16 protein-coding genes are annotated in these 20040 nt (G+C 37.6%); 9 read left to right on the top strand and 7 right to left on the bottom strand.

Annotated elements, in window-relative coordinates:
* Positions 1–367: 367 nt before the first annotated feature.
* Positions 368–1078: a YebC/PmpR family DNA-binding transcriptional regulator gene (locus LK994_RS01875; protein ID WP_229761184.1), complete on the top strand. Its 711-nt coding sequence runs from the start codon at positions 368–370 to the stop codon at positions 1076–1078.
* A gap of 74 nt (positions 1079–1152) precedes the next feature.
* On the opposite strand, the gene LK994_RS01870 is transcribed toward LK994_RS01875, so the two are convergent.
* From LK994_RS01870 to LK994_RS01855, 4 genes are all read right to left on the bottom strand, one after another.
* Complete coding sequence (locus tag LK994_RS01870) at positions 1153–1947, bottom strand: PhzF family phenazine biosynthesis protein (protein ID WP_229761183.1); 795 nt, start codon at positions 1945–1947, stop codon at positions 1153–1155.
* Between the two features lie 148 nt (positions 1948–2095).
* Entirely contained in the window at positions 2096–2452 is a 357-nt protein-coding gene (locus LK994_RS01865; RefSeq protein WP_229761182.1) for a four helix bundle protein, read from the bottom strand.
* Positions 2442–2585, bottom strand: a complete 144-nt coding sequence (locus LK994_RS01860; protein WP_229761181.1) for a hypothetical protein — start codon at positions 2583–2585, stop codon at positions 2442–2444. Before LK994_RS01860 ends, LK994_RS01865 begins: the two co-directional genes overlap by 11 nt.
* A 44-nt stretch (positions 2586–2629) precedes the next feature.
* Complete coding sequence (locus tag LK994_RS01855; RefSeq protein WP_229761180.1) at positions 2630–5005, bottom strand: alpha-ketoacid dehydrogenase subunit alpha/beta; 2376 nt, start codon at positions 5003–5005, stop codon at positions 2630–2632.
* A 116-nt stretch (positions 5006–5121) separates the two neighbouring features.
* On the opposite strand from LK994_RS01855, the gene LK994_RS01850 reads away from it, so the two are divergent.
* From LK994_RS01850 to LK994_RS01825, 6 genes are all read left to right on the top strand, one after another.
* Entirely contained in the window at positions 5122–5559 is a 438-nt protein-coding gene (locus LK994_RS01850) for a DUF1573 domain-containing protein (RefSeq protein WP_229761179.1), read from the top strand.
* A 32-nt stretch (positions 5560–5591) separates the two neighbouring features.
* Positions 5592–6080 carry a DUF1573 domain-containing protein gene (locus LK994_RS01845; RefSeq protein WP_229761178.1) on the top strand — a complete coding sequence of 163 codons (489 nt, stop codon included), beginning with the start codon at positions 5592–5594 and terminating at the stop codon, positions 6078–6080.
* Between the two features lie 226 nt (positions 6081–6306).
* Positions 6307–7629 carry a glycoside hydrolase family 88/105 protein gene (locus tag LK994_RS01840; protein ID WP_229761177.1) on the top strand — a complete coding sequence of 441 codons (1323 nt, stop codon included), beginning with the start codon at positions 6307–6309 and terminating at the stop codon, positions 7627–7629.
* Positions 7630–7700: 71 nt separating this feature from the next.
* Positions 7701–8816, top strand: coding sequence for a tRNA 2-thiouridine(34) synthase MnmA (gene mnmA, locus LK994_RS01835; protein WP_229761176.1), 1116 nt, complete (start codon positions 7701–7703; stop codon positions 8814–8816).
* A gap of 20 nt (positions 8817–8836) precedes the next feature.
* The gene (locus tag LK994_RS01830) at positions 8837–9574 is read left to right on the top strand and encodes a hypothetical protein (RefSeq protein WP_229761175.1); all 738 of its coding nucleotides are present in this window, start codon (positions 8837–8839) and stop codon (positions 9572–9574) included.
* Between the two features lie 54 nt (positions 9575–9628).
* Complete coding sequence (locus LK994_RS01825; RefSeq protein ID WP_229761174.1) at positions 9629–11557, top strand: S8 family serine peptidase; 1929 nt, start codon at positions 9629–9631, stop codon at positions 11555–11557.
* Between the two features lie 2 nt (positions 11558–11559).
* Here LK994_RS01825 and LK994_RS01820 read toward each other — a convergent pair whose 3' ends face one another.
* Both LK994_RS01820 and odhB read right to left on the bottom strand, forming a co-directional pair.
* On the bottom strand, positions 11560–12735 hold the full coding sequence (locus LK994_RS01820) for an RsmB/NOP family class I SAM-dependent RNA methyltransferase (RefSeq protein WP_229761173.1): 1176 nt from the start codon (positions 12733–12735) through the stop codon (positions 11560–11562).
* 61 nt (positions 12736–12796) lie between these two features.
* Positions 12797–14005, bottom strand: a complete 1209-nt coding sequence (odhB, locus tag LK994_RS01815) for a 2-oxoglutarate dehydrogenase complex dihydrolipoyllysine-residue succinyltransferase (RefSeq protein WP_229761172.1) — start codon at positions 14003–14005, stop codon at positions 12797–12799.
* 309 nt (positions 14006–14314) lie between these two features.
* Here odhB and LK994_RS01810 point away from each other — a divergent pair, with 309 nt between their 5' ends.
* Positions 14315–15955: a hypothetical protein gene (locus LK994_RS01810; RefSeq protein WP_229761171.1), complete on the top strand. Its 1641-nt coding sequence runs from the start codon at positions 14315–14317 to the stop codon at positions 15953–15955.
* A gap of 29 nt (positions 15956–15984) precedes the next feature.
* Positions 15985–17145: a T9SS type A sorting domain-containing protein gene (locus tag LK994_RS01805; RefSeq protein WP_229761170.1), complete on the top strand. Its 1161-nt coding sequence runs from the start codon at positions 15985–15987 to the stop codon at positions 17143–17145.
* 146 nt (positions 17146–17291) lie between these two features.
* Here LK994_RS01805 and LK994_RS01800 read toward each other — a convergent pair whose 3' ends face one another.
* Positions 17292–20036, bottom strand: coding sequence for a 2-oxoglutarate dehydrogenase E1 component (locus LK994_RS01800; RefSeq protein WP_229761169.1), 2745 nt, complete (start codon positions 20034–20036; stop codon positions 17292–17294).
* Positions 20037–20040: the final 4 nt, after the last annotated feature.

Raw genomic sequence — 20040 nt, 5'->3', positions numbered from 1 at the left:
TTCATATAAGTAGTGGGTCAGTTTGAAAATTATAATGAAAACAGTTTTAAGGTAACAGCTCTTCTGTTACTTTTTTTGCGGAAAAAAAGTAACCAAAAAAGCCGCCCCAAAACGATTACATCCCGTTTTGGGGATGGTTCCCTGATTAAACTTTTGTACTACTGTAAACTGAACATTGGTAATTCTACATTATAATATATTTTAAAACCGACCCACTACTCAGATTATATGTTCTTTTCAGGCAAGATGATTTTCCCTAAATTTGCATCCCGGCAACGATTCACAAATAGTAGAGTGAAGGCAGTTGGTTACGGAATAAATAACCTTAAAACGTATTAAACCTTAAACGTTTTTAACGATTAAAATTATGGGAAGAATATTTGAAGTAAGAAAAGGTGCCATGTTTGCACGTTGGGATAAAATGGCGAAAGACTTTACCCGTATCGGTAAAGAGATCAATATTGCTGTTAAAGCCGGAGGACCGGATCCTGATAGTAATCCTGCACTACGTAGATGCTACCTGAATGCGAAGGCTTGTAATATGCCAAAAGATAGGGTGGAAGCAGCTATTAAGAGAGCGATGGGTAAAGATACCAGCAATTATGATGAAGTAGTTTACGAAGGATATGCGCCACATGGTGTAGCAGTATTGGTAGAAACAGCAACAGATAATCCTACCAGAACGGTGGCGAATGTGCGTATGCATTTTACTAAAAGTGGCGGATCATTGGGTACAAGTGGTAGTGTTGCTTTTACTTTTACTCGTATGGGTGAATTTAAAGTAAAGAATACCGGATTGAATGTTGATGATCTTGAATTAGAACTAATAGATTATGGTTTAGAAGAAATAGGAGAAGATAGCGAAGGGAATATTATTATCCGTACGGCCTTTTCAGAATTCGGGCATATGGCCAAGGCGCTGGAAGAAAAAAAGATAGAAGTGATCACGGCTGAACTTACCCGTATACCAATGAATTTGACCGAGCTGGATGAAGAGGCAGCAAATGATGTGTTGAAATTAGTGGATAAATTAGAGCAGGATGAAGATGTGCAGAAAGTGTATCACAATCTGAAATAATCAAGGATTTTGTCTTTATAAAAAAACAGCATCTTCTATCAGAAGATGCTGTTTTTTATTTTAGTATTGATCACTTAAGATAAACTGATCTCACCTTTCATATAGTACACACACTTGCCGCTCATTGTCACTCTTTCGGGAGAAACCTGCTCACACCATATTTCACCGCCACGTTTTGATAATTGCAAGGCATGCATTGTTGATTTATGTAATTTTTCACTCCAGAAAGGGATCAACTGAGAGTGAGCTGATCCGGTAACAGGATCTTCATCAATGCCTGCACCCGGCGCAAAAAATCTTGATACAAAATCTACTGACTTACCCGGTGCAGTAATGATCATCTTATCAAAATGTTTTTTCATCAATGTAAAATCCGGGATACAGTTTTTTACAGCAGCTTCATCTTGTAGCTCAACTAAATAATCTCTGTTTTTATATACACCTATAATTTCTGCACCACCTAAAATAGTTGGTAACAGTTCTGCATCATAGGCATCAAAACGTTCCGGTTTCCAGCTAGGGAAATCCATAATGATCAGGTCGTTTTGCCTGGTAACTTTTAGTATACCACTTTTAGAACTGAAGCGTATCTCAGGTTTGTTAAAAGAAAGAATATTGAACAGCACATAGGCACTTGCCAATGTAGCATGGCCACACAGATTGATCTCTATCTCAGGAGTAAACCATCTTATTTCATAATCTGCATCGGCAGAAGCGGAAGGAACGATAAATACGGTTTCGCTTAAATTATTTTCCAGTGCAATTGTTTGCATTAATTCGGTGTCCAGCCATTTTTCTAATGGTATAACAGCAGCGGGGTTTCCGCCGAATAATTTACTGGTGAATGCGTCGATTTGATATAACGTCATAAGCAATGGGCAATTAGTAATGAGCAATAAGCAATGAGCAATATGCAATGAGCAATATGCAAAATGCAAAATGCAAAATGCAAAATGCAATATGCAATATGCAATATGCAATATGCAATATGCAAAATGCAAATTTGTGGGTACTAAATTAATATTTTTCGGGGTTATTTATCATATGGCTTAATAATCTGCCTATTTCTGCATTTCTTGAAACAAGTGAACAATGTTTTTCTGCATCAATGTATTTACATTCTAAAGAGAAATCTAACCAGACACCGGTCTCTGTATTTTCAGCATCACAATCAGTAGCCTTGGAGATAAAATTAGCAGGATATCTTTTCTTTCGGTATGCTTCGGCAATATTTGCACAAACACTTCTGGACGAACGTCTGATTTGATCGGTTAGTGAATAGGTTTCATCTTTCGGCAAATTTTTAGAAAGATGAAATATCTCCATTGCCTGTTCAAAGGCAAGTATATAAACTTTCGTTTGTTTAAAATTCATTACTCCCATCGAATATCGGATTGCTTATTGCCCATTGCCCATTGCTCATTGCCCATTGCCTATTGCTCATTGCCCATTGCTCATTGCTCATTGCCCATTGCTCATTGCCCATTGCCCATTGCTCATTGCTCATTGCCTATTGCCCATTGCCTATTGCCTATTGCTCATTGCCCTTCATCACTCCGCCATCATCTCCTTCACAGCGGCTACCACATCTTCCATATTAGGTTTGCTGAAATAATCGCCATCACTGCCATAGGCTGGTCGGTGGGCTTTTGACGTAATTGTTCTGGGAGCAACGTCAAGATATTTATAGCCTTTTTGTTCTTCCATTACTTTGTTGAACATATAGCCGGCAGCACCCCCCGGAACATCTTCATCAACGAAAATGATACGGCTGGTCTTTTTGAGAGATTCTACAATGATATGATTGATATCAAAAGGCAATAAGGTTTGCACATCGATCACTTCGCAACTGATCTGAAGTTTTTCCAGGTATTCCGCTGCTTCAGATACGATACGCAGCGTGGCTCCGTAAGACACCAGTGTAATATCCGTTCCTTCTTTTAATATCTCAGGTATACCTAACGGCGTAGTATATGCTAAAAGATTAGCAGGTAGTTTTTCTTTTATTCTGTAGCCATTCAAACATTCTATCATCAATGCAGGGTCATTGCTTTGCAATAAAGTATTGTACATTCCAACAGCCTGCACCATATTACGTGGTACGCATACATACATTCCTCTTAAAGCATGTATGATCATACCCATAGGAGAGCCGCTGTGCCAGATGCCCTCCAGTCTGTGCCCACGTGTACGAATGATCACAGGGCAACTTTGTAAACCGGCTGTTCTGTAATGTATCGTGCTAACATCGTCACTTAATTGTTGTAAGCCATATAATAAGTAATCCAGGTATTGTACTTCTGCAATAGGACGAAGCCCACGCATAGCCAATCCGATCCCCTGTCCCATAATGGTCAATTCTCTGATGCCGGTATCAAAGATCCGTTTGTCGCCATGTTTGTTTTGTAAGCCATTAAAGCCCTGGTTCACATCACCGATCTTACCAACATCTTCACCAAATGCGATCACTTTTTTATTAGCAGCAAATAGCTGGTCAAAATAATTATTCAATACTTCGTATCCATTTACCATACGACTTTCTTCGTCGTAGTAAGGACTGATATTATTTACTTTAAGCGCAGATTTTGCCCCTTCATTATATAATTGAGTACTATAAAATTTCGAACATTTATTTTTCAGTTCAGCATAAAAACTTTTAATAGCATCCGTATTCACTTCTCTCGGAATAATATCCAATGCGTTTGACAATGCTTTTAAAATATCTTTTCTAACAGGCTCTCTATTTCCTGAAAGCTCGGCTGTTAGTTTTACCAGTTCTTCGTTATTATCAGCAACAGCATTGATCAAATTAACAGCAATTGCCAGTTCTTCTTTTATTGGATTGATATATTTTTCCCAGGCTCTTTGTTTACTTTCCTTAACATGATTTTTTGCCTCCAGTTCAATGTCGGTTAATTCTTCTTCACTTGCCAGTTCATTTGTAATGATCCAGTTGCGCATTTGTTTTACACAATCCCATTCTTTTTCCCATGCTAATCTTTCGGGTGTTTTATAACGTTCATGACTACCTGAAGTGGAGTGTCCCTGTGGTTGAGTCAGTTCCTGAACATGAAAAACTGCAGGAGTATGTGTGTCTCTTATTTTTTGGATCGCTGTTTCCAGTACTTCACACATACCGGCATAATCCCAGCCTTTTATTTTGTAAATATCCACACCGTTGGTTCCTTCTTTCTTTTGAAAACCGGATAGGGCTGCAGATATAGAGCCTTTGGTAGTTTGTAATTTTGTTGGCACAGAAATACCATACCCATCATCCCATACAAAAACAGCTAATGGCACTTGTAACACGCCGGCTGCATTAATGGTTTCCCAAAAATGCCCTTCGCTTGTAGATGCATCACCAATTGTACAAAAGCAAACTTCATTGCCATTGTTACTTAAGTGCGTAAGATCTTTTAATTCGGGAATTTCTCTGAAAGCTTTAGAAGCGAAAGCCAAACCAAATCCCCTGGGCATTTGCGAAGCAGTAGGAGGGATATCACTGGTAGTGTTCTTTCTGTTTGCCAGGTCAAGCCATTCTCCGTTTTCGTCTACCATTTTGGTAGCAAAGTGAGCGTTCATCTGCCTGCCACCACTAAACACATCATGCACCGGATCGGCAAATAATTGAGAAAAATACTCTTCGATGCTGGCTAATCCTGCAGCAAACATAAAGGTTTGATCTCTGTAATAACCCGATCTGAAATCGCCGGGTTTGAAAAATTTAGCAACAGCTACCTGTGCCACTTCTTTGCCATCGCCAAAAATGCCAAATTTAGCCTTGCCTGTCAATACTTCCTTTCTTCCCAATAAACTAGTTTCACGGCTGTTGCATACAAAACGATAGTCTTGAAGCACTGCCATTCTGAAATTATCAAAACTCAGTTTCTCCTGTAAAGCAATATCATTTGTAATGGCATTATCCATGGTACAAATGTAAAATATTACTGTTAAGATTGTTAATAAAATCCTAACCCCCTGATAAAATATTCTTTATTTATTGCTTTTAGTATCTTTGAAAAGACAATCGAATAATTTTGCGAATGAAAAAACTGGCAGTTTTTATTTTTTCAGGTATAGTGATGCTTACGGCAAATGCACAAACCGGGCTTGCTAAAGGTGATGTGTTGGGGCTTAAAGAAACACAGTTTGATTTTGGAAGAATTCCTCAAGGAAAGCCTGTAACGCATGTATTTGAAGTAGTCAATAATGGTCAGGATTCTTTACGAATTGTAAATATAGAAGCAAGTTGTGGTTGTACTACTCCTGAATGGGAGAGAGAAAAAGTACAGGGCCCGGGTGAACAAACTGCAATAACTGTTGGGTTTAATGCAGGTGTGAGTGGAAAATTTGAGAAGACCATTACAGTAGTGTATAACAACAATCAAAAAAAACAGATTATAATTAAAGGTGATGTATGGGCAACTCCGGGCACCTCGGCTCCTGAAAATAAAGAAGCCGCTAGTTTAAAGGATTTATAAAAACAATTACATAAAAACATAAACAGAATAAAATGAAAAAAATCGTATTATCATTGGCATTAGTTTCTTTAAGTATCTTAACGTTTGCTCAAACAGCAAAGTTTGCTACAGAAACAATTGATTTGGGAAAAATTAAGCAAGGTAATCCAACCAAAGGAACTTTTGTTGTTACTAATATTGGTACAACTCCGCTAATTATAGAGCAAGCAAATCCTACATGTGGATGTACAATCTCTGATTTTACAAAATCACCTATTCCTGTAGGTAAAACAGGTACTATTGACGCAACTTACAATGCAGCTAACGCTGGTCATTTCGAAAAACATTTAACAGTAAAATTTGCTGGTGTTGATGAAGTTAAAAGCATTACACTTACAGGTGATGTATTGAGTGCAGACGACTATGCAAAATGGGAAGCTGAAAATGCTGCTAAAGTGAAAGTAGCTCCGGTTGAAAACAAGGTAGTTCCTGCTCCTGCAAAAAAGGTAACTAAAACTAAAAAGAAAACTAAGAAAAGTTAATTCATGGCACTAGAAGTAGTGCACTTGAACAAAATATTAAATAAAAGGTCCCGGATCAATCCGGGACCTTTTATTTAAGGAATAACCGATAACGATTGCATCATATTTTTTCGGGATATTTTTTTTCGCAGTTACCTTTAGTAAGCATATGAAGAATTTTACTTTAACGGTAAGCTTATTTTGTCTATTCTCTTTTCATTTGGTTGCCCAATCCAATACATGGTCTGTGAAATTTTCAGATGCTATACTGACCAGATATACCCCCACGATCAATAGCATGACGAACAAACAGTGGGAATACTCCAATAGTATTGTATTGCATGGAATAGAAAAAGTATATGCCAACACCAGGGATACTAATTATCTTAAATATATAAAGACATATGTTGATGCCTATGTGAATGGCGCCGGTGCTATTACAGGATTGGCACCAACTTTAGACAAGATCCATCCCGGGATTTTGTGTCTCTTTTTATACCAGGAAACAGGACTTACCAGATACAAAACAGCCGCCACTAATATCCGGAATTATATACTGGCGACAACTAATTTTGCCAAAACACCTGATGGTGGCTTTTGGCATAAGAACATCGGCTACGATAATATAATGATGCTGGATGGTATTTACATGGCACATCCCTTCTTGGCAAAATACGGGCAGATGTTCAAAGATGATTCCGCAATGAATACAGCGTGCCGACAAACATTATTACTGGCATCACATACATATGACAGCAGTTTGCACCTGGCAAAACATGCCTGGAATTATTATCATTCATCCACCTGGTCAGATCCGGTTACAGGAGCATCAAGTGAAGTATGGAGCAGGGCAATGGGTTGGTACGCAATGGCGATTGTAGATATTCTGCAATACCTGCCATCTACTCATCAGGATTATAAAAAGATGAGAGATCTATTAGATAGTTTGGCGATAGGTATAAAGAATACACAAGACCCGGCCTCAGGTTTATGGTACCAGGTAATGGATAAAAAAGATTCAGCGGGAAATTATTTGGAAAGCTCCGGCAGTGGGATGTTAATCTATGCCTTGAAAAAAGCAGTGGATAATGAATGGATTGATACAAGCTATTTATCTGTTTGCAGAAAAGGCTGGGAAGGGTTAAAAACAAAAATTGCAACTTACACTGATGGCAGGCCACAGATAACATCTTTTGCCCCTGCAATGAGTGTGCAAAATAATTATACAGCTTATGTAAGCTCGCCATATTTACCTGTGAATTGTCCTTCGCCGCCTGTTTCCACACAACATCCGCACGGGTATTGTGGTTTGTTAATGGCTGCTTCTGCAATGGAATTCCCAATTACTACATATACTTTTATTGGAGATGGGGATTGGAATGTAGCCGCAAATTGGGAAGCTAATAAGATTCCACCTGATACACTCCCTAAATGCGAAGCCATTGTAATTGACCCTGTTACGAATGGTCAATGCCTTCTTCCCGGTGTACAGCATATTTCTACAGGAGCCCGGCTTACAGTTAAAAAAGATAAGAAATTTGTGATTTCAGGTAATCTGATCATTCAATAAAGTCATTGTTTTGGCAATGATTTATTGCAGACAAAGCCTACTACTGTATCTTTGCATCGACAAATTTCGATATGAATAAGAAAGGTAAAGTTTTGATGGCAATGAGCGGCGGTATTGATAGTACTGTAGCAGCTCTCATGTTGCATAAAGAAGGGTATGAGGTTGTAGGCATTACCATGAAAACCTGGGATTATGCAAGCAGCGGTGGCACAAAGAGTAATAAAGAAACAGGCTGCTGTAATATTGATTCATTTAATGATGCAAGAGCCGCAGCTGTTGAGCATGGGTTTCCTCACTATATTTTAGATATAAGAGATGAGTTCGGAGATTTTGTGATTGATAATTTTGTAGAAGAATATCTGGCAGGCCGTACTCCTAATCCTTGTGTAATGTGCAATACGCACATCAAGTGGAGAGCACTGCTCAAAAGAGCCGACGCCTTAGGTTGCGATTTTATTGCAACAGGCCACTATGCACAAATACATCAACATAATAATGGAAGATATTTTATCCGTAAAGGCATAGACGAAACCAAGGATCAGAGCTATGTACTTTGGGGCTTGCAACAAGATCTGTTAAGTCGTACGTTATTGCCATTGGGTACTTATCATAAAACAGCTATCCGTCAAATGGCACATGATTTCGGTTATCCGGAACTGGCTAAAAAAAATGAGAGCTATGAGATCTGTTTTGTTCCTGATAATGATTATCGTGGATTTTTAAAACGTCGTGTAGAAGGATTAGAAGAAAGAGTAGATGGCGGAAATTTTGTTGATACTAAAGGGAATATCCTGGGTAAACACAAAGGATATCCTTTTTATACAATTGGTCAACGTAAAGGCCTGGACATAGCATTGGGGAAACCCGCTTTTGTAACAGCGATTGACCCTGATACAAACACTGTGGTTTTGGGTGAAGAAGAAGACCTGAAAGGAAGTGAAATGAAGGTTGCCAAAATTAACTGGATAAAATATGATGGCATATCCGATGGAATGGAAGTATTAACTAAAATACGATATAAAGACAAAGGAGCACTTAGTAATTTATTTGCAACACCCAATGGCGTTAGTGTACGTTTTTATGAAGATGTAAAAGGAATCGCACCCGGACAGAGTGCTGTTTTTTATGAAGGCGATGATGTTATCGGTGGCGGAATTATTCAACGGGTAGAGCAGCATTTAGGGTAAAATATGTATCTTTCCTTTTTATGAAGAAATACTTTTTTTTAATTGGCATTGTAACAACAGTTTTTTTTAGCAGTTGCACTAAAACCGATACGTTTAGCTCAGCTGATTTAAATGAATATAATCCTACTATAGTAGGGAAGTACATTGTTTATAATCTCGACTCTACTAAATTTATCAACTTTGGTACGAAAGATACTGTTATTAAGTATCAGGTAAAATTCCAGGTTGATGCAGCCATTACAGATAATTTAAACAGACCGGCATACCGTGTTTTTCGATATATAAGAAAAACTGCTGCCGACAGTTGGCAACCTGATAATTCATTTTTGATGGTCAACACCACCTCATCTCTTGAATTTGTTGAAAACAATATGCGTTTCATAAAACTAAAGCAGCCTATAAGAAGTGATTTTTCATGGAAAGGCAATGTTTTTATAGATACTTATTCTGCAGATTCTGAAGTTAAATATTTGGATGATTGGGAGTACACCTACGAGAATATTAATGAACCGCTTACACTGGGAGCTATCACATTGGATAGCACTATTACCGTAAATCAACGAAACGAAATAGTAGGAGATCCCTCAAATGTACTTAGCTATAGCGAATTGAACATAGGGGTAGAAAAATATGCTAAGAATATAGGGCTGGTATACAAAAATTTTTTACACAGAGAATATCAGCCTCCAACTACTATAGGCGGTACTGGCTATGCATTAGGTTATGGAATAACACTCACAATGATCGATCATAACTAAGCTGTATTCTTCTTCATGTTCAAATAGTTGTTATTGACTGTTTTATTAAATACGATGAAGAAATTTTTGCTTTCTTTTTTACTGTTATTTTTGATTGTGGCAAGTGCTTTTGCTCAATACAGTCGTTATATTATTCAGTTTAAAGACAAGGGAAATAACCCGTATTCAATTAACAACCCATCCCAGTTTCTCTCCCAACGCTCTATAGATAGAAGAATTTTATACAATATACCTGTCGATTCAACTGACCTGCCGATAGCTCCTGATTATATTGATAGTATTCGGTTATCCGGTAACGTTAGATTGCTGAATAGTAGTAAGTGGCTGAATATGATCTGTATCCAAACAACAGATGCGGCGGCGTTGGCCAAAATAAATTCTTTTCCTTTTGTGGTTGCATTTGATCCTGTTGCGGCCAGACCTCAAAAAAACAACATTATTGTAAATAAAAAATTGAGTTTGCCTGCGGGTGTCTCTCAGAATATTCCTTTAGCAGTGCAGGGTGTTAATAATTATTATAATTACGGTCAGTCGTATACGCAGATACATTTAAATAACGGTGAATTTTTGCATAATCATGGTTTCAGAGGAGAGCAGATGTTAGTCGGTATTTTTGATGTTGGATTCTATCATTATAAAACCTTGTCTACTTTCGATAGCGTAAGAAATAATAATCAAATTATCAGCACCTGGGATTTTGTAGCCAATGATACCAGTATCAATGAAGATGCCTCTCATGGTGTAGAGTGCTTTAGTACGATAGCGGCTAATATGCCCGGGAAATTTGTTGGTACTGCCCCTAAATCGTCATATTATTTATACATTACCGAGGATAATAATAGCGAAACTGTTATTGAAGAGTTGAATTGGGCAAATGGAGCGGAACGGGCGGATAGTGCAGGTATAAATCTAATCTCAACTTCATTAGGGTATACAACATTTAGCTATGGTCTTTTTGATCACACATATAGTGATATGAATGGTGATATAACGATCGCTGCCCGGGCAGTAGATTATGCAGCGCAAAAAGGAATACTCGTCTTATGTGCTGTAGGCAATAGTGGAAATGAGGCATGGCATTACTTAACAACACCCGCAGATGCTGATAGTTGTTTAGCAGTAGGTGCTGTAAATGTATACGGACAGGTGGTTGATTTTAGCAGTTATGGTCCTAGTAGTGATGGACAAATAAAACCGGATGTAGCGGCACTAGGGTTGAATGCCACTGTTGTGAATGCCAATACCGGGCAACCAACATTGGGTAATGGAACATCTTTTGCGACACCTATCTTGGCAGGCATTGCCACATGTTTATGGCAGGCATTTCCGGAAGTTAATAATATGACTGTTATTGATGCATTGAGAAGATCGTCTAATAATTACCTTACTCCGAATGATAGAGTTGGGTATGGGATACCGGATGCCAAAAAAGCGTTTGTTGATTTGATAAAACGACTGTGTATAAAAAATGCTGTGCTGAGTAAATGTAATTTGAATATTAGCTGGTCTGCTAAATGTGCAGCTGATATGAATTTTATTGTGGAGAGAAAATTGCCTGCAGATCCGGCGTATTTACCTGTAGCTATAAAAAATAATGAAGGAGGGTTTGCTGTTAAAAATTTTTCTTTTTCGGATGACTTGTCCTTACTGGATACTCCTTCAACTGTACAGTATCGTATACAAATGAATATCGCTTCAGATACAAGTTTTTATCTGGACTCTTTCGTGGTTAATTACACAGAACCTTGTACTATCTATACCTTTACAGGAAACGGCAATTGGGATGTGACAGAGAATTGGAACAACAACAATATTCCTCCTGACACTTTATCTGCAGGTGAAAAAATTATAATTGACCATATTGAAAATGGAGCATGTGTGTTAAATAAAACGCAGCATATCGGTGCCGGTTCAATTATTAAAATAAATGAGGGTAAAAAATTATTGATTCCTGAGAATCTGATTATTCATACAGATCAATAATTCTATTTTTTTCGAAAGATTGTTACAAACATTGAGTCAGCTTTTTTGTCGTACCCTTTTAAAATTTCCATTTGCAATAATTCAAGATCGAAATCTTTCATTAAGGAATTTGCCACCTCTTCATTTTCTTTTTTGAAAACTGAGCAGGTAATGTAAATAAAAAGTCCGTCTTTTTTCAGGTATGGGATAACGTTAGAAGCTATTTTTTTTTGGCGGTCACTAAATGATTCGATTGTTTCTTTATTGAAGTAATGCAATTGTTCCGGCGTTCTTCCCCATGTGCCGCTGCCAGTACAGGGAGCATCACAAACAATGATATCTGTTTCGGCAATAGGGTGCTGAAATCCCGCTTTTTCAATATCAGAAATAAAATAGTTGTATGATTTTATACCCGCTTTTTTAAAACGTTGATGCAGGTTTAAAATAATTGACGGTCTGATGTCGGAAACGGTCAGGTCTATTTTATGATTAAAAAGATCCATCAGTAAAATAGATTTACCTCCACTTGCCGCACAGCAATCCCAGACAGCAGTGTGCATGGTTTGATTGATTATGTTATCCGTTCTTAAATGATCAAACACTTTCTGCGAATTATAATCCTGCACTATTATTTCTTTGTCGAGGATAAAATGTTCTTCCACTTTACTTGTATTTGGTAAAACCAGGCAATCTTCATCCAGGATAGTGTGATCAAGGTTGGCTTTCTCCAGTTTTTTCAAGAAACCAATTCTGGTTTTGGGCCGTATGCGTAAAAATAGATCTGGTTGGATTAAATAAGATCTGCAAAAAAGTTCTGGATCGATCCCATTACTTAATTCTTCTTTAAAAGGAAAAATGTCTTGAATGTTAATAGCGTTATTAATAGCGCTTATTTTTTTATCGATGGGTTGATCAATTATCTTATTCCATTCCGAAGCAAGGCTTTCCATCAGATCGGAAGGAGCTGTTTCACATAAAAAATTACCCAAAAGGATCCTGTTTTCTATAGGTTCATCTGCCGCTACATGTCCTGTTCTGAAATAATTGTAACAGAGCGAAGCAATTTGCTTGCGATCTCTGGATCCATACTTTTTATTTGCACCGAAATAGGTTCTTAAAAAAATTGCAAAAGGAGTTTCGCCTTTGTAATTTTTGATAAGATGGGAAGCAGTATTGATATATGAATTAAAACGACTCATTAGTACAAATATAAACGGCTAAGATTTGCTTAGCCGTGAATGTAATTGATAAATATCATTGTTATAACTCCAATAAACTTTTTACAGGATCTTTACCAAATAAAAGTAAAGAAGGGTTTTCGAGTAATTCTTTTACACGTACTAAAAAACTAACAGACTCTCTACCGTCAATAATCCGGTGATCATAACTTAAAGCAAGGTACATCATTGGTTTTACTACTACCTGCCCATTTACCACCATTGGTCTTTCCTGTATTTTGTGCATTCCTAAAATAGCTGACTGAGGAATATTAATGATCGGCGTACTCATCAGTGATCCAAAAACGCCACCGTTCGTGATTGTGAATGTGCCCCCACTCATTTCTTCAATAGTTAATTTATTGTCCTTTGCTTTACCTGCAAGTTCTACCACTTTCTTTTCTATTTCAGCCATACTCATACTTTCTGCATTTCTGATTACCGGCACAACCAATCCTTTTGGAGCACTCACGGCAATGGATATATCACAATAGTCATGATAGGTGATACTTTCTCCGTCTATCATTGCATTAACAGCCGGCCATTCCTGCAAAGCGAAGCAACATGCTTTTGTAAAGAAACTCATGAAACCAAGGTTAACGCCATGTGTTTCTTTAAATTTATCTTTATTCTTTGCTCTTATTTCCATAATGGCGCTCATGTCTACTTCATTAAAAGTAGTCAGCATCGCTGTAGTGTTCTTAGCTTCAACCAAACGACGACTGATCGTTTTACGCAGGTTGCTCATTTTCTCAGTTTTGTTGTTTCTTGTAAACAACTCTGTGCCGGGTTTTCTCCCTGGATTATTTAAGGCATCAAGAACATCTTGCTTAACTATTTTTCCATTACTTCCGCTAGGGGTAACTTTTTTAGGGTCTAATTTTTTATCAGAAATAATAGCGGCAGCGACAGGCGAAGCTTTAACATCTGCAGGTATTGGCTCATTAGTTGCGGAAGGCGCAGGAGCAGCTACAGTTTTTACAGGTTCAGGTGTAGTGATGCCTTCAGGTTTTTGAGTTTCTGTATCGATAGTGCAGGCTAAATCTCCTATTTTCAAGGTGTCTCCCTCTTTCGCAACAGTTTTTAAAATACCGCCTTGTTCTGCATTGATCTCAAATGTGGCTTTTTCACTTTCTAATTCAGCAATTACCTCGTCTCTTTCTACCCAATCCCCGTCGTTTTTGATCCATTTTACAAGAGTAACTTCTGTAATACTTTCGCCAACTGTTGGAACTTTTATTTCTATTGCCATTTTTTTGATGTTAAATGTAATTTTGTGCCACAAATGTCGGTTAAAAGGGCAAGACTTTGGTAAATTTTTTGGTATAAAAATTGTGCTAATATGAGAAAATAAAAAATACTGGTATTGTAGATTTGGTAATTAAAAATTATCCCTTACCTTTATCGTGTCAAAGATACACATTACGATTGTTTGGTAAATCCTGTCATTTATCAAAAAAAACTACATATTTTTTCAACTTTTATTTTTCTTATGAAAAAAAAGAGTATTTTTATTTCGAATATTAAAAATTGTATAGATAATTAATTAAAAACAAGCTAAATGATACGGAAAAATTTACATTTCGTTTTGATGATTGCCGGTCTTGCTTTCTGCAATATAGCCTCAGCTCAGCTTTACATCGATAACGCACAGTTCTTTATTCAATCCGGGGCTACCGTAACGGTACAGGGGAATGTTACAAGCAATGCCGATATTCAAGGCACTGGTAAACTTCAGTTGAAAGGTTCATCTATTCAAACGGTTAGTATGGCCGGGAAAAAAATTCCGAATCTAGAAATTGACAATGTAAGCAATGCTACTTTGTCAACTTCAGCAGAGGTTGTGGGGGATTTATTATTTACAAATGGTCACCTGATCTTAGGTTCAAACAATTTATCAATTGGAAGTGCCGGAACAATTACAACGCCTACAATTGCAAAACATGTGGTGACTGACGGTACAGGAAAATTGAGAAAAGCCGCTTTAGCTGCTGCCTTTACTTTTCCTGTAGGTAATTCTACGACTACATACAATCCGGTTTCAATCACAAACAGTGGCACAGCAGATACAATTGCTGTAAGATGCTTGGCAAATGCATTAACGCAAGGAACCACAGGTGTAGCTTATAACAAAGAAGTTGTAGATGCTAGTTGGGATATCTCTGAATCTGTTGCGGGAGCAAGTAATTTGTCAGTAACAGCGAATTGGGCAACTTCTGATCAATTGGCTCCATTTAATGCGGCTAAAGTTGGTTTATCTTATTATGTAACTACCCCCGCAGGAAATGTAGGTTGGGATTTATTAAATAGTCAATTGGGTGCAGCTGCAGCAGGGACGCCTAATTCAAGTGTTACACGTACAGGTATCACAAGTTTAGGAACATTCGCTGTTGGTTTCAGACCGGTTTTAAGTCCTTTACTTACCAATACAAAAATATTTTTACAAGGGCCTCAATATACAGCGGGTATAATGTCTAATGCGCTTGCTACCAAAAGCCTTATTCCTACAACTGAACCTTATACAGGTATGACAGGAACTCCAGCGTTTACACATGCTGGAAGTGGCGGAGGAGAAACTGTAGCAAATTCAGCTTTCTTTACTACTAATAATATCGTAGACTGGATATTTGTAGAATTACGTGATGCTGGTACAGGAGCTGTTGTTTCAACTCGTTCAGCATTACTTAAAAATGATGGTTCTATTGTAGAGCCTGATGTTGCTGGTACTGGTGTTACTCCATTAAGTATGGGAGGAAATGCTCCAGGTAATTATTATATATCAGTAAGACACAGAAACCACTTAGCTGCAAGAAGTACAGCAGTGATTGATTATTCAGCAGCTAAAACGACTGCAAAAGCTTACGATTTCACTACATCTCTTGCTTCTGCATATTCTACAGGGATTACCAATAATGCTTTAGCTACTGTTTCTACAGGTGTGTTTGGATTGTGGAGTATCAATGCTAATAGTGATAGAACAAGTAAAAAAATCGGTTCTTCAACCACTAATGATTATTCCTTGTTTCAGACCTCTGTTAATTCAGCGGCTTCTCCTGGTCCTACTAATGTATATGTTCGTGAGGATTTCAATATGGACGGAAATGTTAGAAAAACTGGTGCAAGTGCTAATACAAATGATTATACTAAATTATTAGGTGTATTGCCGGGAACCACAACGACGATTACACAGCCTACTTACTAAAATATATACATCAATCTAAAATTATTATAATGAAAAAAATATTTATATCAACTCTTTCTCTTGTTCTCTTGGCTAGTGTGTCTTTTGCACAGAAATTCTCTACCAAAGTCACTAAAAGTTTGGCAGGAGATGCTATAACATTTTCCATCGTTCCTGATGCTGATGTTACTACAGATTTTTCTGTTGTTGAGTTTTTTATTAAATACCCTATAGCATCACCACAAGCTACTTACGGAACTATAGCAGTAAATACTACTAACTTCCCAGGGATGACTATTGCTGGTGCTTTAGGAGAGTGGTTCATTGAAAAAGATAATGCGGCATACACAATACCTGGATATCATGTTGACCATCTTGTTTATACTGCTCCGGCGGCTGTTACTACCTCTCGTTTGTATTCTGCAGGTACTGTATATGATATGATCACTATTCCTATCAGCGGCGTTACTTTAGATGATAATTTCAGAGTTGTACACCAAGATTCTGAAGCTAGTTTTTATGTGGCTTTAAGTAGTGGTGGTGGAGCCGATTTACGTCCGGCCTCTTTAAATAGCATGTTCGTTAATACATTGACAGAAGGCGGTCCTGATGGTTCAACTATCTATTACACTAATATTCCTTTTATTACTCCTGTTAAATTTACCACTTTTTCTGCTTCAAGAAAAGATAACAATGCGTCTCTTTTATGGCAAATAACCAATGAAGACGTAAATGTTGCTTCTTATGAAGTTGAGAGAAGTGATAATGGCGTTAGCTTTACAAAAGTGGCTACTGTTGCACCTAAAAACAATGGCTCTACCAGCAATTCTTACAACATCCTTGATAATTTATCTACTGTTAAAAATGCAGGTATAGTTTACTACCGTATCAAACAAATCGATAAAGATGGCAGATTGACTTATTCTGATATCAGAAGTGTTCGTATCAGTGCTAGTGGTATTGCGATAGGCGTTTATCCTAACCCAGTTAAAAACACAGCTAATCTTACTTTAGATCTTACAGAAGATGCTCCTGTGACAATTAATGTTACTGACATTACTGGTAAAGAAGTTAAACGTTTAAGCATGAATGCGTTGAAAGGATTAAATGTTAAATCTGTTGATATGAGTTCTTTCGCTTCTGGCAGCTACTTAATTAAAGTACAAGCCGGAGCTGATGTGAAAACTTTATCAGTTGTAAAAGCTAATTAAGTCTTTAAGCAAAAAGTGAAAATATATCGCTTTAAAGCCCTGCGAAGCAGGGCTTTTTTATGTTCATAATAAAGAGAATGGATCATAATAGAAAAGCCCCTGATAATTAAATCAGGGGCTTTTCTATTATGTGTTGTATAGATTTATTAAATACTAAAGGCTGTGTTTAAAATCTCCAACTGCTCTTTTGCATGCACTTTCGCATACCCTGTGGCGGTAGCAGCACTTGGTTGTCTGCTAATGATATAGAAATTAATATTCTTAACATTCATTCTTAAAAATGTAGCAGCTCCCATATTCAATGGCTCTTCCTGTACCCAATGCCAAATAGCTTTACTGTATTTGCTGTAGAGGGTGTCTAATTTTTGTTGTGGTAAAGGATAGATCTGTTCCAGGCGAATGATGGCGATATCAGTTCTGTTTTCTTTTTGTTGTTTTTCCAATAAGTCAAAATAAACTTTACCAGTACAGAATAGAACTTTTTTTACTTCTGCAGGATCCTCTACCCATTCATCATCAATTACTTCCTTAAACCCACCAGAAGTAAATTCATTCATTTTACTGTAACTACCGGCGTGGCGAAGATTGGCTTTTGGAGAAAAATTGATCAAGGGTTTTCTAAATTGCCAGGTCAACTGTCTTCTTAGTGCATGGAAAAAGTTTGCCGCTGTGGTAATGTTGGTAATAACCATATTCATTTCAGCACACATTTGTAAAAAACGCTCCATCCTTGCACTGCTATGTTCCGGTCCTTGTCCTTCATATCCATGAGGTAATAACATTACAACACCATTCATTCTTTGCCATTTGGTTTCTGCAGCAGCAATGAACTGATCAATGATAGTTTGTGCGCCATTACAGAAGTCACCAAATTGAGCTTCCCAGATGGTCAATGCATTTGGATTGGCCATTGCATATCCATATTCAAAGCCCAGAACAGCATATTCACTCAGAAGTGAATTAAATATCCTGAAAGGAGCTTGCGTCTCTGAAAAATGATTTAATCTGTTATAGGGAGTATTAGTATTTTCGTCTTGTATCACTGCATGACGGTGGCTAAAAGTGCCTCTTTGTACATCCTGGCCGCTCATACGTACATCTTTTCCATCTAGAAGCAAACTTCCATATGCCATTAACTCTCCAGTTGCCCAATCTATTTTTTGCTCATCAGTAAATAGTTTGATCTTATCCTGCAATAATTTTTCTACTTTACGTAAAGGTTTAAAATCTGCCGGCCACTGCATTAATTTATCAAACAATAATTTGAAATCTGCTTCGCTAATAGCTGTATCAGGGGATTGTTCAAAATCTGCCGGAGTTGCTCTCCGTAAACTTTGCCACCACAATTCAGGCTTTTGATAGGAATAAGGAAGAGGGTTTTGTTTCACTTCGTCTAATCGTTCCTGTAAGTCTGCAAGAAACTTCTTTTCCATCTCCTTCGCTAAGGCTTGAGCATCCGCTTCACCGTTCTGCATCAGGTATTGCGTATATACTTCTCTAGGGTTAAGGTGTTTGTCAATAAGTGCATACAATTGTGGCTGAGTGAATTTTGGCTCATCACCTTCGTTATGCCCATGTCTGCGATAGCAAACCATATCGATGAAAATATCACTGTTGAATTCCTGGCGATAGTGTGTAGCAATTTGAGCAGCCTTGACTACAGCTTCAGGATCATCTCCATTAACATGTAATACAGGAGCCTTCACCATGGCGGCAGCAGATGTACAATAGTCAGCAGTACGGGCATCATCAAAATCTGTAGTAAAACCAATTTGATTGTTGATCACAAAGTGAACAGTACCGCCGGTATAGTATCCTTTTAACCCACTCATTTGTAAAACTTCATATACAATACCTTGTCCGGCTACAGAAGCATCGCCATGTATAAGAATAGGCAATATTTTATCGTAATCACTGCTGTACATTACATCTGCCTTACTGCGGGCAAACCCCAGCACCAGCGGGTCAACGGCTTCTAAATGCGATGGATTTGGACAAAGTTTTAAATTTATTTTATTCCCCGAATCGGTAATTACATCACTACTAAATCCTAAATGGTATTTTACATCACCACTTCCCATTGTTGTATCCGGGGTAGCGGTTCCTTCAAATTCGCTAAAGATCTGTTCATAGGTTTTACCCATGATATTTGCCAGTACATTTAATCTGCCTCTGTGAGCCATACCAATAACTACCTCCTGAACACCGTTAGAAGAAGCTGTATTAATGATAGCGTCTAATGCTGCAATTGTTGTTTCGCCTCCTTCTAATGAAAACCTTTTCTGGCCGATATATTTTGTATGAAGGAATTTTTCAAACATCACCCCTTCATTTAATTTTTGTAAGATCCTTTTTTTCTGTTCCAGAGGAATAGACTGCTGCATCTTGTTTTCTACAGCGTCAATGATCCAGTCAATTTTTCGACGACTATTTACAGCACTGAATTCTATTCCAAGATGAGCAGTATAGCATTTTTGTAAATGAGCAACGATGTTTTGTAAACTCGTTTTACCCAAGCCTACAAATTTTCCTGCTTCAAATTCAGTAGACAGATCATTTGTTAATCCGAAATTTTCAAGTCCCAGATTTGCCATGCGGTCTTTACGCTCTCTAATAGGATTTGTTTGTGCGATAAGATGTCCTTTGTGTCTGTATGCTTGAATCAGTTGATACACAGAAAACTCTTTATCTAAATTTGATATCGATACTGAAGTGCCATTTGTAGTGGCAGGAGCACTTGTTTTTCCATTTGTATTACTTACAGCAAAATCAAATCCTTCAAAAAATTTTCTCAGATCTGCATCTACTGTTTCGGGATCTTTTACAAAATCATTATAAAGATTTTCTATATACTGAGGGTGAGCGTTTGTGATGTACTGAAAGTCTTTCATGTTG

It is taken from the genome of Ferruginibacter lapsinanis, from assembly GCF_020783315.1.
Classification (GTDB): Bacteria; Bacteroidota; Bacteroidia; order Chitinophagales; family Chitinophagaceae; genus Ferruginibacter; species Ferruginibacter lapsinanis.
This window is presented reverse-complemented; position numbering and strand designations above follow the sequence as displayed.